General features: G+C 47.7%; 16 protein-coding genes. 2 read left to right on the top strand and 14 right to left on the bottom strand.

The features are described 5' to 3' along the window. Positions 1-51 precede the first annotated feature (51 nt). Together DWX57_RS07965 and DWX57_RS07960 are read left to right on the top strand one after the other, a co-directional pair. Positions 52-654 carry an HAD family hydrolase gene (locus tag DWX57_RS07965; protein ID WP_120123460.1) on the top strand — a complete coding sequence of 201 codons (603 nt, stop codon included), beginning with the start codon at positions 52-54 and terminating at the stop codon, positions 652-654. A gap of 11 nt (positions 655-665) precedes the next feature. Next, a complete protein-coding gene (locus DWX57_RS07960) occupies positions 666-2771 on the top strand; it encodes an LTA synthase family protein (protein WP_120123457.1) in 2106 nt (701 codons plus the stop codon). Here the strand turns inward: DWX57_RS07960 and DWX57_RS07955 are convergent. The 14 genes from DWX57_RS07955 to DWX57_RS07890 form a co-directional block, all read right to left on the bottom strand. Beyond that, positions 2744-4183 (bottom strand): MATE family efflux transporter, encoded by a 1440-nt coding sequence (locus tag DWX57_RS07955; RefSeq protein WP_120123455.1) that lies wholly within the window; start codon positions 4181-4183, stop codon positions 2744-2746. The two genes, DWX57_RS07960 and DWX57_RS07955, sit on opposite strands and share 28 nt — an antisense overlap. Continuing rightward, positions 4137-5063, bottom strand: a complete 927-nt coding sequence (locus DWX57_RS07950; protein WP_022216965.1) for a patatin-like phospholipase family protein — start codon at positions 5061-5063, stop codon at positions 4137-4139. The genes DWX57_RS07955 and DWX57_RS07950 overlap by 47 nt, the downstream gene beginning before the upstream one ends. 24 nt (positions 5064-5087) lie before the next feature. After that, positions 5088-6323 (bottom strand): [FeFe] hydrogenase H-cluster maturation GTPase HydF, encoded by a 1236-nt coding sequence (gene hydF / locus DWX57_RS07945; RefSeq protein ID WP_120123453.1) that lies wholly within the window; start codon positions 6321-6323, stop codon positions 5088-5090. Between the two features lie 19 nt (positions 6324-6342). Next, a complete protein-coding gene (hydG, locus tag DWX57_RS07940) occupies positions 6343-7761 on the bottom strand; it encodes a [FeFe] hydrogenase H-cluster radical SAM maturase HydG (protein ID WP_120123451.1) in 1419 nt (472 codons plus the stop codon). 58 nt (positions 7762-7819) lie between these two features. Beyond that, positions 7820-8446 carry a hypothetical protein gene (locus DWX57_RS07935; protein WP_022216967.1) on the bottom strand — a complete coding sequence of 209 codons (627 nt, stop codon included), beginning with the start codon at positions 8444-8446 and terminating at the stop codon, positions 7820-7822. Between the two features lie 151 nt (positions 8447-8597). After that, positions 8598-9323 (bottom strand): lysophospholipid acyltransferase family protein, encoded by a 726-nt coding sequence (locus DWX57_RS07930; RefSeq protein ID WP_022216968.1) that lies wholly within the window; start codon positions 9321-9323, stop codon positions 8598-8600. A 566-nt stretch (positions 9324-9889) separates the two neighbouring features. After that, entirely contained in the window at positions 9890-10294 is a 405-nt protein-coding gene (atpC, locus tag DWX57_RS07925; protein ID WP_117550214.1) for an ATP synthase F1 subunit epsilon, read from the bottom strand. 13 nt (positions 10295-10307) lie between these two features. Then, positions 10308-11696, bottom strand: coding sequence for a F0F1 ATP synthase subunit beta (gene atpD / locus DWX57_RS07920; protein ID WP_022216970.1), 1389 nt, complete (start codon positions 11694-11696; stop codon positions 10308-10310). 37 nt (positions 11697-11733) lie between these two features. Further along, positions 11734-12618: an ATP synthase F1 subunit gamma gene (gene atpG / locus DWX57_RS07915; RefSeq protein WP_117874433.1), complete on the bottom strand. Its 885-nt coding sequence runs from the start codon at positions 12616-12618 to the stop codon at positions 11734-11736. A 41-nt stretch (positions 12619-12659) separates the two neighbouring features. After that, entirely contained in the window at positions 12660-14162 is a 1503-nt protein-coding gene (atpA, locus tag DWX57_RS07910; protein WP_022216972.1) for a F0F1 ATP synthase subunit alpha, read from the bottom strand. Positions 14163-14166: 4 nt separating this feature from the next. After that, positions 14167-14682 carry an ATP synthase F1 subunit delta gene (atpH, locus tag DWX57_RS07905; RefSeq protein ID WP_120123448.1) on the bottom strand — a complete coding sequence of 172 codons (516 nt, stop codon included), beginning with the start codon at positions 14680-14682 and terminating at the stop codon, positions 14167-14169. Beyond that, on the bottom strand, positions 14663-15169 hold the full coding sequence (gene atpF / locus DWX57_RS07900) for a F0F1 ATP synthase subunit B (RefSeq protein WP_022216974.1): 507 nt from the start codon (positions 15167-15169) through the stop codon (positions 14663-14665). The genes atpH and atpF overlap by 20 nt, the downstream gene beginning before the upstream one ends. 103 nt (positions 15170-15272) lie before the next feature. Beyond that, entirely contained in the window at positions 15273-15497 is a 225-nt protein-coding gene (atpE, locus tag DWX57_RS07895; RefSeq protein ID WP_004852001.1) for an ATP synthase F0 subunit C, read from the bottom strand. Positions 15498-15541: 44 nt separating this feature from the next. Continuing rightward, the gene (locus tag DWX57_RS07890) at positions 15542-16219 is read right to left on the bottom strand and encodes a F0F1 ATP synthase subunit A (RefSeq protein ID WP_071849465.1); all 678 of its coding nucleotides are present in this window, start codon (positions 16217-16219) and stop codon (positions 15542-15544) included. Positions 16220-16354: the final 135 nt, after the last annotated feature.

Genomic DNA, 16354 nt, shown 5'->3' with positions numbered 1-16354 from the left:
CGACATAATCTGCACTTATACGGCAGCATACGACACGAAAGGAATATACATATGAAAAATATAATCTTTGATATTGGCATGGTCCTCGTAGACTTCCACTGGAAAAGCACCATGGAGAAGCTTGGCATACCAGCGGACGTGATAGATACTCTTGATCACAACATGATAAACCACCCTATGTGGAATCATTTTGACCTGGACGATATGCCTGAGCCAGAGCTCATCAAACGTTTCAAGGAACTCAGCCCGGAATGCAGCAGCTACATAGACCTGTTCATGAACAATCTCGATGAAGTGGTGGACATGTTCCCGGGAGCCGACATGTGGCTCAAGGATCTCAAGTCCAGAGGTTACAACATCTACCTCCTGTCCAACTACCCAAGAAGACTGTTTGCACTCCACACGCCTAGATTCCACTTCCTGCCTTACACGGACGGAAGAGTGGTCTCCTATGAATACCACGTGACCAAGCCAGACGCCGCCATCTATGAGCATCTCTGCAACAAATATAACCTTGTCCCTGAGGAATCCATTTTTCTTGATGACAGGCAGGCGAATCTCGATGCCGCCGCAAAGCTTGGTTTCCACACTCTTCTGGTCACAGATCCTATAGGAGTGAGGGTCGCACTTGACGACATACTCACACGCGAATAAGGAGATGCCAGATGAAAACAGATACAACTCAAAGCAGACACTGTGGTCTGCTGTGGCGTTCCATATTCTTTCCGCTGGCCTTTATTTATATGGAGATCCTGTTTCACATTGCAATTTATGGATCTGCAGGCAGCAGCATACTACATCCCCTGACATTTGCGCTGGCATGCGGACTTACCCTGTCAGCACTGACCTCCTTCTGGCACAGATATGCAAATGCAGCCATAGCCTACCTGCTGTGGAGTATATTTACGATCTACTATATTGCACAATTTGTATACTATAAGATATTCAGAACATTTTTGAGTCTGGTGTCCATCGGCGGTGCCCAGGATGCTATGAACTTCAGGACTGTGCTTTTTTCAGCATTGCGATCCAACTGGTATATCATAGTGCTGTTCCTGCTGCCACTTATATGTCTTATCATCATGAACAGGTTCTGGTTTTCATTTGGCAGATGCCGCATCGGACAGAAGCCTGGTGTGCTCAGGGCAGTGCTGGTGCAGCTGGGTATCTCCGTAGCTGCATGGGTACTTGCCATCTGTATTCTGGCAGTGCACGGGACTGCGGCCTATACTCCATATGCGCTGTTCCACGGACGCTATGTACTTGAACTGTCCATGAACAAGCTTGGAGTCATGGTCACCACGGGAAGAGACTGTGTGACCATGGTGACTCAGAGCAGCCAGAGCAAGACATTTGAGCTTGCAGATATTGGAGATAATCAGTCAGATGCACAGACTGCCGCATTAGATATCAATGCCGCATCTGCGGACGGGACAGATTTTTCATCAGCTTCTCAGACCGGCGGCTCAGATCAGGCGGCAGGATCAACCGAGGCCGGTGAGCCGGCATATGTTCCACAGATTGATGAGAGCATAGACTTCAAAGGTCTGTACAACCAGACCGACGACGAGGAGCTTAAAAACCTGACGGCATATTTCTCGGGGGTACAGCCAACTTACACGGACGAATACACCGGCATGTTCGAGGGGTACAATGTGGTATTTGTCACCGCTGAAAGTCTCAGTACATATGGAATATCCAGGGAGGCCACACCGACACTGTACAAGATTTATCACGAAGGCTTTGAATTTACTAACTTCTACAACCCACTGTGGTATCACAGCACCATAGACGGCGAATATACCAACTGCCTTAGCCAGTATCCGGCATCCTCCAAATGGAGCTTTGAGGCATCCGCGGACACCTATCAGCCATACGCCCTCGGCAATATGTTGAACGCACAGGGCTACAAGAGCTACGGCTACCACGACTTTGATGCCACATACTACGACAGAACAAGAACCCATCCGAATATGGGCTACACCACCTTCAAGGCCATCGGCGCAGGATTGGATATTCCTGACCACGTTATGTATTCCGATCTCGAATGTATGGAGGCTGTGTATGGGGATTTCATTCAGGATGACAAATTTAACATGTATTTTATGAGTTTCTCCGGCCATCTGCCTTACAATTACGACAATCAGTATATATGCATGATTAACAGGGAGGGAGCCGAGAATGTCCTCTCCGGAAAAGGGTACTCAGATGAGGCCATAGCCTATGTTGCAGCCCAGATGGAGCTTGACAAGGCTCTGGAATTCCTGATGGATAAGCTGGAAGAGACTGGCAAGCTGGACAACACTCTGTTCATCGTGGCACCTGACCACTATCCTTACGGACTCAGCGACGGCACCTACAACGAGCTTGCGGGCAAGGACATAGAGAATGATGACTTTGAGCTTCACCACAACCAGTTTGGTATATGGAGCTCATCCATGGAGAAGCCAGTAGTTGTCGACAAGCTCTGCTCCAGTGTGGACATACTTCCAACTGTGTTAAACCTTCTCGGAGCCGACTTTGACTCAAGACTCCTGGCAGGACGCAACATTTTGTCCGATTCCGATGAGCTTGTGATCTTCGCGGATCAAAGCTTTATGACCGACAAGGTCAGGTACGATGCCAGCACGGGGGAGACCTCTTACTTCGTCCCTGAGTCACAGATCCCTGATGGATACGTGGATCAGATGATCGAGGAGGTTGAAAACCGGCTGTATATATCGGACGAGATGATAAACACGGACTATTTTTCATTTGTATATAGCAGATAAAAGGCCGAGACAATCCCCGCCAGCACATCGGCGGCGGCCTGGACAAAAGCCACTCCATCTACGCCATACATGCGCGGCAGTATGAATACCAATGGTATAAAACATACTCCCTGCCGCAGGGCGGATATGAGGGTGGCTTTTCCATATGCTCCAAGAGCCTGATAGTACATTCCGGTCACCAGACACACAGCTGCAAACGGCATGGATATGGCATGCGCCCGGAGAGACAGCGCCGCAAGCTGCATAGCTTGAGTGCCACCTTCATGCAAGAATACACCGGCCACCTCGGATGCCCACACCCAGGTCGCAGCACCCATGGCACACATGAATATAACCGCAGTTATCATAGTAAATCTCAGAGATGCCCTGACCCTGGATGAAAGTCCTGCACCATAGGCAAACCCGCACACCGGGGCAAATCCTTGTCCATAGCCCACCAACACCGCAAATATGACTGCAAATATCTTATTTGCAACTGTGATGCCCGCCATGGCTCCATCTCCGTACTGCCTGCAGCTTCTGCTTATCATGACCGCCGCAAGGCACATGAGCCCCTGTCTCAGGAAGGATGGCAGCCCTGTTCTCACTATACGCACCCCATATCTGAAGCTCCACAAGTCTGATATATGCAGCCTTACCACGCTGCACCTTGACCTGACACATATATACATTATGGCAAGACTTATCCCCTGTCCGGCAAGGGTCGCTATGCCTGCACCGGCTATTCCAAGTCCAAGCACTCTCACCAATATATAGTCAAATAACGCATTTGACAGTCCTCCTGCCAGAATACCCAGCAGGGCAAGATACGGCTGCCCCTCAGCCCGCAGGGCATTGTTCAGAACATAGGCACCGCACATGACCGGAGCCGCCAGCATGATATATATTCCATACTGCTCCGCAGGAGCAAGACTTGTGTCCGTGGCTCCCAGAAGTCTTACCACATCCTCCCTGAACACAGCAAATATAACCGCCATGACCGCGCCCGACAGTATTCCTCCCGCCAGCGCCGTGGCAAGCGTCTGCTCCGCCTCACGCTTCTTCTGCTTACCCAGGAGTCTCGCTATCTCGCTTCCAGCTCCCATACCCCAGGTGTAACCCACAGCCTGTATCAGCGCCATGACAGAGAACATGATCCCCACTGCGGCCACGCTGCTTTCTCCAAGGTCTGATACAAAATAGGTATCTACAATATTGTAGGTGGTTGCCACCAGCATGGTGAATATTGTAGATACCGAAAGTGACAGTATGAGAGAAGGCACAGGAGTCTCAGCCATTTTGCTGTGATTCTCCTGTGCCTTCTTCTGTGTATCCACACTCTCAGGAATGTCCATTCCCGAAAGTATCAATCTGTCATATATTCCATTATCGGGTCTGCTGTGTAACCGCCGTCTGTTGCTGCGCCTGTCCATGTGTGTAGTCCCTGCTTTCTTCCTTACTCTCACGCAGGAATTTCTTAACCTGCTGCAATTTCTCCTTTGCATCGTACACACCCAGCTCATACATGGCCTCGATCATCTCCGGCTTCTTCTCAAGCCTTGATATCTCTATAGTCTCACTCGGTCTGATTATCAACGTATCACCCTCCTTTTCAAGCTCCTCCAGCTTGTCCAGGGTCTTGTTGTAATACATGTGTCTCATGTGACATCTTTTAACGAACTCAGGGTACTCCCTGTACCTTCCGGCCTCCAGCCTGAGCATCTTGTCCGGGCCCTTGCGGTATCCCTCCGGTCTTGTCAGAACTACTATATTTCTCCTGTAGCCCATCCTTCTGAATGCAAATATCGGTATGCTGTCGGATACACCTCCATCCAGCAGCTTCATTCCATCAACCTCTACAATATTGGACACCAGTGGGAGGGATGCCGAAGCCCTCACCTTATTCACATCCTCAGGCTTTCTCATATCTGTACACTCCAGATACTCCGCCTCTCCTGTATCCAGATTAGAACATCCCACATAGAGCTTCGTAGGATTTGCAAGGAATGCATCGTAGTCAAGTGGATCCAGTTTCTCCGGGATATCGTGGTAGCAGAACTGCTCACCACATATATCTCCTGTAGTTAAAAGGGAGTACAGGCTCATGTAGTGCTTGTTGTTCCTGTACTTCATATTGTAACGCATGTTGCGCCCTCTCTGTCTCGCCACATAGGAGAGTCCATGTATGGCTCCCGCCGACACCCCTATGACACCGTCGACCTCTATATCATTGTCCATGAACACATCCAGGACTCCGGCGGTATATATGCCTCTCTGGCCGCCGCCCTCAAGTACCAAACCTGTCTTTGCCATATCGATCACCTTTCATCCCAATATTTATATGTCCGTCTTTGTCTGAAAAATCCTCAGACTCCTGTCAAGAATCCCATTCATATGAGCTATAGCAGTTCCATAATTCGTCATCGGGATACTCTGCTGCTCCGCCCTTCCCTGACGACTCTTCATCTCGCGTTCATTCAGCATACAGCCTCCGCAGTGTATCACCAGATCATATCCTGTCAGATCCTCCGGGAATTCCATTCCGCTGACAAATGTAAATTCAGGCTCAAGTCCTGTGTATCTGCGTATCCATCCTGGCAGCTTCACAGTTCCTATATCATCACACTGTCTGTGATGGGTGCAGCCCTCAGCTATGAGTATCCTTGGAGGTCTGCTGTCCGCATCTGTCCGCTGGCCTTCATCCCTCAGCCTGTCCAGGACATATGCGCCATTTACCGCCGCATCAAGCTGCCCTTTAAATCTTGCCATCAGTATTGAGAATGACGTCAGATATATGTCATACGGCACGATCTTCATAACCTTTGCAAATGCCTGGGAGTCAGTGACCACCAGAGATACCTTCCCCTCCAGCCGTCTCAGAGTATCCTCAAGCTCCGTGTCCCTGCACACCACAGCCGTAGCTCCGGTCTCAAGAACATCCCTTACGACCTGCTGCTGCGGAAGTATCAGCCTGCCCTTCGGAGCTGCAGAATCTATCGGTATGACCAGCACCACCATGTCTCCAGGCTGTATCAGATCTCCGACCAGTCTCCTGGTCATGGTGTCTGTCACCGTGAGCTTTCCTATCAATTCCTTCAGCTCCTCTATTCCCTGTCTGCGCTCTGCGCTGACCCATATGGAATTCTCCGCTGAATTCTGAACCATTGTATCATCTTTAACGAGATCACTCTTATTGTACGCAATTATATAATTTATATTCTTCTCTTTGAAAAGCTCTGTGAGCTCCCTGTCCGCCGCCGAAAGGCCAACCGAACCATCAACCACCAGCACGGCGACATCTATCTTCGCAAGCACCTGTCTGGTCTTCGACACCCTGAGTTCACCCAGCTCGCCGGTATCGTCTATTCCCGGTGTATCTATGATGACCACCGGTCCAAGCGGAAGCAGCTCCATGGACTTGTACACCGGATCCGTGGTGGTTCCCGCCACATCCGACACAACAGCAAGGCTCTGCCCCGTCACTGCATTTACCAGACTGGACTTGCCGGCGTTCCTGCATCCAAAGAAACCTATATGCACTCTGTTTGCCGACGGTGTATCGTTTAAACTCATTTTGCTCCTCCACAATGTGTTAGAATCTAAAATCTCTGTCTCCGTGCTTTATCCTGTCAAGTCTCTCGACCACTATCTGTCTGACTTTCTCATTCGGAATATTCTTCAGCTCATCCTGTATGAGTCTCCGGCCTATCTCCGCGGTCTCCGGCGAAGCATAATCCACCAGATATTCCTCCAGCGTCATGAGTGCGTTCGGATGACAGCAGTTCTGTATCTGTCCGCTCTTGCACAGGCTCATGAACCTGTCGCCGGTTCTGCCCTCTCTGTAACATGCCGTACAGAACGATGGTATATAGCCCTTGGTCATCAGCCAGTTCACAACCTGATCCAGAGTTCTCGTGTCGCTGACATCGAACTGCTCCGACTTCTCATCCTCTGGCTCCGGCTCATAGTAACCCCCCACACTGGTCTTGGAACCACCACTTATCTGCGACACTCCAAGCCTTATGATCTCGTCCCTGACCTTTGGATTCTCCCTTGTGGAGATTATCATTCCTGTATAAGGAACGGCGATTCTGATACATGCTGCGATCTTGCAGAATACATCGTCGCTTATTCCGTTGTCAAATGCCTCAGGATCTATGTCGTCAGCCTTCTTGACTCTTGGCACACTGATGGTGTGCGGACCAACTCCATGAACAGCCTCAAGGTGCTCCGCATGCATCAGCAGCCCCGCAAATTCGTACCTATACTTGTCCAGACCAAAGAGCACTCCCAGACCCACATCGTCTATACCACCTTCCATAGCACGGTCCATAGCCTCTGTGTGATATGCATAGTCATGCTTCGGTCCATATGGATGAAGCTTCTCATACGCTTCCTTATCGTAGGTCTCCTGGAAGAGGATGTACGTTCCAATTCCTGCCTCGTGCAGCTTCCTGTAGTTCTCCACTGTGGTCGCCGCTATATTTACATTTACACGCCTTATTGCACCGTTCTTGTGCTTGATGCTGTATATCGTGTCTATACACTCCAGGATGTACTCGATAGGATTCATCTGAGGATCCTCACCGGCCTCAATGGCCAGTCTCTTGTGACCCATATCCTGCAGTGCTATGACCTCCCGTCTCACCTCTTCCTGGGTGAGCTTCTTTCTGGCTATATGCTTATTCTTGATGTGATACGGACAATACACACACCCATTTACACAGTAGTTGGACAGATACAGCGGCGCGAACATAACTATTCTGTTGCCGTAGAAGTCCTTCTTGATCTGCTCCGCCAGATCATATATCTCATTTATCTTGTCCGGCATCTCACACGCAAGAAGCACGGATGCCTCCCTGTGGGTAAGCCCCTTCCTGAGCTTTGCCTTCTCCATGATACTGTCGATAAGCTCCACATTGTCCTTGTTCTGATCCGCATAGTCCAGCGTCTCACGGATCTCGCCATCATCTATGAAGTCCTCTGCCTTCATGGATCTCACATCATACATTTTTTGTCAGCCTTCTTTCTTGTATACTGTATGCCCTTCCAATCTTATACACACAATATTATTCAGTGGTCTCCGCCTCTGTTGTCTCCTCACTGTCAGCATCCCCGGAATCGACCGGCGTACTCATGCTGTCTATTTCATCCGGCATACGGACATAGTCCACATACCAGCCATCGTCGCACTTCAACATACATTCCTGAACGTGTACCGTGACCTCGCCGCCATCCTTGCCTGTCACTATCCAGTCGGCTTCCACACTTCTGTACTGGGACACGCCCTTAACTCCGTTGTCCGCAAATTGCTGCTGCACATCCTCTATATTGCTCACCGCCTGTATATCGGTGACCTTGCACTCGATCGTATCTATATCCCCGACCTGCTCATCTGTATACGCTCTGAACTTGTTTATATATATGTCCTGTATGTCACTCACCGACAAAACCTTTGACGAATCCTCAAACTTCTTCACGTATCCCGGGGCTATCATGTCAGCCATCTCTCCGCCATCGCCAAATGCGTATATGCGGGCGGTCTCCTTTGCCAGCTTGTCCGCCTGATATGAAAATCTGTAATAGATCACATAAAATACCGCAAATACTACCACGATCGCCACTGCCAGAACTATTATAAGCTTCTTGAGGAATCCGCTTTTTTCATTACTGTTTCTCTCTTTACTCTGTCCCATATCTCTACTTCCCAATCCTTGTTTTTGTGGTTAAATACCCTTTTATATTGTATTCACCTGATTTGATATAGTCAACACCTAGCTTCCGTAACCCCCGAACGGGCAGATCATCAACATGACCTGCCCGTTCAGAATAATTATCCATATATCGTTACCAACAATTCATTGTCTCCATCGTATCAAGCTTCCTCTGGATCTTGTCAACGACCATATCCCTGATCTCTGTGGTCGTCTTATCCGCTATAACCTCATATGGGATCGGCTCCAGAAATGCAAGCTGTGTCGTCACACGCCTCAGTGACCATCCTTCAAATGGCTTGAAGGAATCATACAGCACGACTGGAACGATAGGACACTTCGCCTTCTTGGCGATCTTGAAGCTTCCCGGCATGAACTCCTTGAGCTCATTGTGACTGTGATCGTATCCTCCCTCCGGGAATAAAATATATCTCCTTCCCGCCTTGATCTCCGTGGATACATCGTTTATAACCTGTACCTGCTGCTTTATGTCTTCCTTGTCAAGTCTCTGTGCCTTCACAAGATCCGTAAGCTGATCTGCTATGAACAGCTTCGACCTCTTTGCATCCATGACATACGTAATCGGTTTGTCATGGGAAACTATAACTCCCAGTACATCATACTTACCCTGATGATTGGCATACATGATATATCCACCCTCCTTAGGAAGGTTCTCCATACCCGTGGCAACCGTCTTGATAAAAGCACGACGTCTCACATGATTGCACATAACCTGTGCCATCTGATAACATATATCCTCACCATATTTTTCCGGGTGCCTAGCATAATACGACATCTTTGGCACATAGTACATGATCAGAAACAAGCACGAAACTATTACCCAAATAAATCTTAACATAAATACCTCTAACCAAATACCTTTAACTCAAAAATGTGTGCATATACATGCACACGTCCTCTTTTTCATAAACTCTTATATACATAGTTCACTGTATATACAGTTCACCATATACTATCTAGTAATTTTCTCAGTAAAGGCAAAAGTTGTCAAGTAACATTTTATCTATTGTGTCTGCACATAAAAAGGCAACGCCACATCGGTTTCATCGTCCCGCTGCTGGCACTGCCTTTTATAATAGACTCGAAGTCCCGCGCTGACGCGCTCTGTCTTCGCCCCGCTGCACTTTCGACTGACGGGATTCTTCTAGACTCGAAGTCCCGCGCTGACGCGCTCTGTCTTCGCCCCGCTGCACTTTCGACTGACGGGATTCTTCTAGACTCGAAGTCCCGCGCTGACGCGCTCTGTCTTCGCCCCGCTGCACTTTCGACTGACGGGATTCTTCTAGACTCGAAGTCCCGCGCTGACGCGCTCTATGTTCGGCTTACGCCGAACGACTTCTCGTTAAAACCGCTTGAAACCCCCAAATGCCTGCAAGCAGGCGCTTGGGGTTTCTGCGCTGGGTTTTATATCTTCTCTGTCACTCTGAGTCTTGTGAGTGCACGGGCAAGTGATGCCTCGCTCTGCTTGTATTCCTTCAGACTCTCTTTCTGTCTGAGTCTCTCTTCCGCTCTGATCTTTGCCTCCTTGGCTCTGACCCTGTCGATATCCTCCGGCTTCTCTGCGGAATCCACGATAAGGACAACTCGGTTATTTACTATCTGAACAAAGCCCTCACCGACAACACCGACTACCTGCTCACCCTTGCTGGTGGTAATCCTGATCTCGCCTATGCTGGTGGCTATGACCATGTTCTCGTGATGTGCAAGAACCGCTTTCTCTCCATCTTCAAGTGGAAGAATGATCTTCTCTACTCGGCCTTCGAAGAATATCTTATTGCTGGAAATAACTCTCAGATAAAATGTATTCATCTACGCACTTCCTTTACTGACCTTTCTCGGCCTTTTCCTTTACTTCCTCTATAGTACCTACATTGAAGAATGCCCACTCAGGATACTCGTCCATCTCACCGTCAACGATCATCTTGAAGCCCTTGATCGTATCCTTGAGACTTACATACTTTCCAGGAATACCTGTGAAGTTCTCAGCAACATGGAATGGCTGTGACAGGAATCTCTGAACCTTTCTGGCTCTAGTAACTGTAAGCTTATCCTCATCTGACAGCTCCTCCATACCGAGGATTGCGATGATATCCTGCAGCTCCTTGTACTTCTGAAGTATCTCCTGTACACGTCTTGCAACATTATAATGCTCCTCGCCGACTATATCAGCCTCAAGAATTCGTGAGCTTGACTCCAGCGGATCTACTGCCGGATAGATACCCTGCTCAACAATCTTTCTTGAAAGAACTGTATTTGCATCCAGATGCGCAAATGTTGTGGCTGGGGCAGGATCTGTAAGGTCATCGGCTGGCACATATACGGCCTGGACTGACGTGACTGATCCTTCCTTGGTAGATGCGATTCGCTCCTGAAGCTCACCCATCTCATTTGCAAGTGTTGGCTGATAACCAACGGCTGATGGCATACGTCCGAGAAGTGATGAAACCTCTGAACCTGCCTGTGTAAATCTGAATATATTGTCGATGAACAGAAGCACATCCTGATGATTTACATCACGGAAATACTCTGCCATTGTAAGTCCTGTCTCTGCAACTCTCATTCTGGCTCCAGGTGGCTCATTCATCTGTCCGAACACCAGGGCGGTCTTGTCGATAACGCCTGACTCGCTCATCTCTGTCCACAGATCATTTCCCTCTCTTGAACGCTCTCCAACACCGGTGAATATTGAGTATCCACCATGTACGGATGCGATATTCTGGATAAGTTCCTGGATAAGGACTGTCTTACCAACTCCGGCACCGCCGAACAGACCGATCTTACCACCCTTTGAGTAAGGTGCAAGAAGATCTATGACCTTGATACCTGTCTCAAGTATCTCGATGACAGGACTCTGATTCTCAAATGTTGGCGGCTCTCTGTGGATTACCCAGTGCTCTGTGTCTGAGAGATCCTCCTTGCCATCTATTGTCTCACCAAGCACGTTGAACAGACGTCCAAGTGTCTGATTTCCTACTGGAACTTTGATTCCTGATCCGGTCGCAACGACTTCCATATCTCTTGAAAGTCCCTCGCTGGCGGACAGCATGATACATCTTACTGTATTATTTCCTACGTGCTGTGCTACTTCCATAACACATTTTTTTCCATGATTATCTACTTCAAGAGCATCCTTGATGTATGGCAGATCGTTGTCTGGAAATTCTACGTCTACGACAGGTCCCATGACCTGTACTATCTTACCATTTTTCAAAACATCAGACCTCCTTTACAATTATTTATTGAGCTTATTAGCTCCTGTCTCTCTGAGCTCTGGCGCCGCCCGCGATCTCTGTGATCTCCTGCGTTATGGCTGCCTGCCTTGCTCTGTTGTATTTGATATTGAGATCATCCAGCATCTCCTTGGCACTCTTTGTGGCTGAGTCCATCGCCATCATTCGGCTGTTCTGCTCACTGCAGAAGGACTCTACCAGAGCGCCGTATATATATCCCATGACACAGTTTGGTACGATTCGGTCAAGCACTGCCTTCGGTGAAGGCTCCATGGTAATCTCCTCGTGGAACACATCCGCAGGAACGCCTGCGAAGTCAGTCCTCTTCATAGGGAGGAGCTGTATCATCTGCGGTTCAACGACCACACTGCTCTTCATGTTGGTATATATGATGTATACCTCATCTATATCGCCATTCTCATAGTTCTCAAGCATCTTGTCCGCTATGACTCTGGCTCTGTGAAGACTAGGATTCTGCGCTGTATACTGGAAATGTATATCTATAGGCACTCCCTTCTTGGCGAAGTAGTGTCTTCCCACCTGGCCGACTACATACAGCTCACTGTTTGGGTGGGTTGCAAGCTCCTGCTCAGCGATCTTGATTACATTGTGGTTGTAGGCACCAGCCATACCTTTGTCGGCGGTAATGACCAGATAACCTCGCCTTCTGTCCTCTTCCTTGATTCCCTCTCTGCTGTCGAAGTACAGATGCTCCATCTCAGGAACATGTCTGAGCATTCTGGCAAGAGCAACCTGGAGTGTGTAGAAGTAAGGCTCCGTGTTCTCAAGATCTGTCCTCGCCTTTTTAAGCTTGGAAGATGAGATCATATACATTGCATTGGTGATCTTCTGAGTATCCTTGATACTCTTTATTCTATTCTGGATTTCTTTGGTATTTGCCAATCAAATCACCTCTCAACGAATCTTCTTATTTCTCCTGAGATCTACCTCTCGATAAACTCCTTAGCGGCTGCGACTATCTTGTCCTTCAGCTCATCGGTAAGCACCTGCTTCTCCTCGATCTCATCCACGATATCCTTATGGGCACTGTGGAAGTATTCAAGCATCTCAAGTTTCTTCTTCTTGACCTCTGAAACCTCAACTGGAAGGAATACCTTATTGGTAGCTGCTACCAGAATGATAACCTCCTCGGCCATTGACAGCGGATTGCACAAAGGCTGCTTTAAAAGCTCCATAAGTCCCTTGCCATACTGAAGCTGTTCCTTGGTGTTCTCATCAAGATCTGAACTGAACTGTGTGAACACCTCCATCTCTCTGTACTGTGCCAGATCGATACGGATACTTCCTGCGGCCTTCTTCATCGCCTTTGTCTGCGCTGCACCACCAACTCGTGATACCGACAGACCGACGTTGACAGCAGGTCTCATACCTGAGAAGAACAGATCGCTCTCGAGGAATATCTGTCCATCTGTGATAGATATAACATTTGTAGGTATATAAGCAGATACATCGCCTGCCTGTGTCTCGATAATAGGAAGGGCTGTGATGGAGCCTCCGCCCAGCTCATCCTTAAGCTTACTTGATCTCTCAAGAAGTCTTGAATGGAGATAGAATACATCTCCAGGATATGCCTCACGTCCTGGTGAACGTCCGAGAAGCAGTGACAATGTTCTGTAAGCAACAGCGTGCTTTGACAGATCATCGTACACGATCAGCACATCCTTGCCCTTATGCATGAAATACTCAGCGATCGCTGTACCTGAATAAGGCGCAATATACTGAAGTGGTGCTGAATCACTTGCTGTAGATGCAACGACTATCGTGTAGTCCATGGCATCATATTTGTTCAGGTTATTTACAACCTTGGCTATTGTTGAAGCCTTCTGGCCTATAGCCACATATACACAGATGACATCCTTGCCCTTCTGATTCAGAATGGTATCTATCGCTATGGATGTCTTACCTGTCTGTCTGTCTCCTATGATCAGCTCTCTCTGTCCTCTTCCGATTGGGAACATGGCATCTATCGAGAGGATTCCTGTCTGAAGCGGCTGGTTGACCGACTTACGATCAACTATGCTTGGAGCCGGATTCTCTATTGGACGATAATCCGTTGACTCTATGCTGCCCTTTCCATCTATAGGTGCTCCAAGGGCATCAACTATACGTCCGATAAATGCATCGCCTACAGGGATGCCTGCACGCTTTCCCGTTCTGCTGACCTTTGTTCCTTCTTTGATTCCTGTATCACGACCGAACAGAATACATCCTATCTCTGTTCTTCTGATATCCTGAACCATACCTTTGACACCATTCTCAAAAACAACGATCTCGCCGTACATGGCATTGTCTATACCGTATACGGTTACGATTCCATCACCTACATAGATGACCTTACCGACTTCTTTGTCCCTGGAGTCAAAATCATAATTCTCTATCTCTTCTTTGAGTATAGAAATAATATCCTCTGAACTAATTGAACTCAATTTATCACCTCATAACCAGTTTCTGTCTAAGGGATTTGTACCTGCCCAGAATGCTTCTGTCGTACTCGCGGTCTCCCGTTCTTATGACAAATCCACCTATCAATTCTTTTTTCTCCACCATAGAAAGCTGTACCGCCTTGCTTCCATACTCTTTCATAAGGAAGTTCTCGATACCTGCCTTCTGCTTATCAGTTGGCGGTGTGACATAATAGAGAGTTGCCGAAAGGATATCCTGCTGCTCTCTGGCATACTTCTCATACTCGTCAAATATGTCATGTATCATGTCAAATCCATCGTTGTCACACAGGGTCTTCATGAAATTTACCAGATTCTTATTGCCAAATCTGTCAAATACCCTGTCAACGACCTTGCGCTTGTCCGCGTGGCTGACCACCGGATCTGCCAGTGCATATACCAGCTCCGGACTACCATCCACAAGCGCCTTTATCTCCTCCACCATGTCCTGACTGATTCCAAGCTGATAGAGGACAATTCCGTAATTAATTGCCTTCTGTGTCACCTGAATCACCTACTTCATTCAAAAACTCGTCATACATGGCAGCTCCTGCTGATTCCGCATCACCTTCACCGCCCACGATCTTGCCGGCTGCTGCCATTGCAAGCTCTGCGATCTGTGACTGCATATCAGAAAGTGCCTTGTTCTGCTTGATCTCTATGGTCTTCTCCGCATCCTTTATCATCTTGACTGACTTTGCATCAGCCTGATCTATGATACGGCTGTACTCATTCTGGGCCTCCACACGGGATTTCTCACGGAGATCCCTGCACTCAGCATCAACCCCTGCAAGGGTATCCTCATACTGAGACTTGAGTTTCATTGCTTCAGCCTTCTGATTGTTGGCATCCGATATGGTGCCAGCGATCATATCTTCTCTCTTCTTGATGACATCGTTGAGCGGTCCTATCAAGAACTTCTTCAAAAGAAGAAACAGAACTATTAAGTTGATAATGGTGAATGCTATTGTAGAAAATTCTATATCAATCATATAGCCACTCCTATCTTTCTGTTTCTATTATCCGCATCTCTTCTGCAATTCCAGATTTCTATTAGATATTTCTATTAAAATATCCATCTGACCAAAAATCTGATTACTTAAGAAGAATGATTGCAAGAAGTCCGATTACGAAACCGTAGATAGCTGTTGCCTCTGCAAGGGCACAACCGATGATAAGAAGCTTTGTGATCTTTCCGTCTGCCTCCGGCTGTCTAGCTACAGCCTCAACTGCCTTTGATGTTGCAAGACCAATTCCAAGTCCTGCGCCAAGTCCTACTAATGCTGCTATACCTGCTCCAATTGCTAATAATCCGTTCATATCATTTTCTCCTTCTTATTTTCATTTTTAAAATCAGATAATCTTTACTCCATCGCTTCCTGCATGTAAAGCGTAGTCAGGAAAGTAAATACAAATGCCTGTAAAAATCCATCAAAGAAATCAAAGTACAGGCTGAGTGGGATAGGGACAATGAGTGGAACTACTGCCTCTATCAGCTTCATGATGACGAATGCTCCGAGAACATTACCAAAAAGTCGCATACACAGCGACAGCGGCTTGATGACAAGCTCAAGTACATTAAGCGGTGCAACTATTGCTACCGGCTCTGCAAAACTCTTGACCCAGCCTTTTGTCCCCTTTCCTCGTATTCCTGCCACCTGTACGAGTATGATACTCATGATGGCCAGTGAGGCTGTCACATTCAGATCCTTTGTCGGTGGTTTAAAGCCAAATACACCCATGATGTTGGCCATGCCAATGTACAGAATAACCGTTATCAGATACGGAACATACTTCATGCCCGCCTCTCCGATAACACCTTTGAACAGGTTGTTAAAAGTAGTTATTATGGTCTCCAGCACAAGCTGTTTCTTACCCGGATTCTCAACTTTGAGATTCCTTACAAGGATAATCGACAACAGTACAAGCACTGCCATAATGATCCATGTTACCACCACAGATTCTGTTACTGGTATTCCACCAAATATTGGTATTGTAAATACTGTTTTGCATTGGAGTTCATTGGATAACTCTTCTGCCAGATCCGTAAGACATCACTTCCTTTCACACTGTTTTCTATCAGGTGTTTGCGAAAATTCAAATATCCTAGTGTCTGAGCTGCTTTAGCATACCCATCAGGGAGCGCTCCCGCTTAACTCAGCCTGCTGCGGTACTAA

The sequence above is a fragment of the Coprococcus sp. AF19-8AC genome (assembly GCF_003603115.1).
Taxonomy (GTDB): Bacteria; Bacillota; Clostridia; order Lachnospirales; family Lachnospiraceae; genus Coprococcus; species Coprococcus aceti.
This window is presented reverse-complemented; position numbering and strand designations above follow the sequence as displayed.

Excerpts from the sequence above, each read along its gene's own strand:
- DWX57_RS07965 (WP_120123460.1), top strand. The coding sequence starts at position 52 with ATGAAAAATATAATCTTTGATATTGGCATGGTCCTCGTAGACTTCCAC.
- DWX57_RS07960 (WP_120123457.1), top strand. The coding sequence starts at position 666 with ATGAAAACAGATACAACTCAAAGCAGACACTGTGGTCTGCTGTGGCGT.
- DWX57_RS07955 (WP_120123455.1), bottom strand. The coding sequence starts at position 4,183 with ATGGACAGGCGCAGCAACAGACGGCGGTTACACAGCAGACCCGATAAT.
- DWX57_RS07950 (WP_022216965.1), bottom strand. The coding sequence starts at position 5,063 with ATGGCAAAGACAGGTTTGGTACTTGAGGGCGGCGGCCAGAGAGGCATA.
- hydF (WP_120123453.1), bottom strand. The coding sequence starts at position 6,323 with ATGAGTTTAAACGATACACCGTCGGCAAACAGAGTGCATATAGGTTTC.
- hydG (WP_120123451.1), bottom strand. The coding sequence starts at position 7,761 with ATGTATGATGTGAGATCCATGAAGGCAGAGGACTTCATAGATGATGGC.
- DWX57_RS07935 (WP_022216967.1), bottom strand. The coding sequence starts at position 8,446 with ATGGGACAGAGTAAAGAGAGAAACAGTAATGAAAAAAGCGGATTCCTC.
- DWX57_RS07930 (WP_022216968.1), bottom strand. The coding sequence starts at position 9,323 with ATGTTAAGATTTATTTGGGTAATAGTTTCGTGCTTGTTTCTGATCATG.
- atpC (WP_117550214.1), bottom strand. The coding sequence starts at position 10,294 with ATGAATACATTTTATCTGAGAGTTATTTCCAGCAATAAGATATTCTTC.
- atpF (WP_022216974.1), bottom strand. The coding sequence starts at position 15,169 with ATGATTGATATAGAATTTTCTACAATAGCATTCACCATTATCAACTTA.
- atpE (WP_004852001.1), bottom strand. The coding sequence starts at position 15,497 with ATGAACGGATTATTAGCAATTGGAGCAGGTATAGCAGCATTAGTAGGA.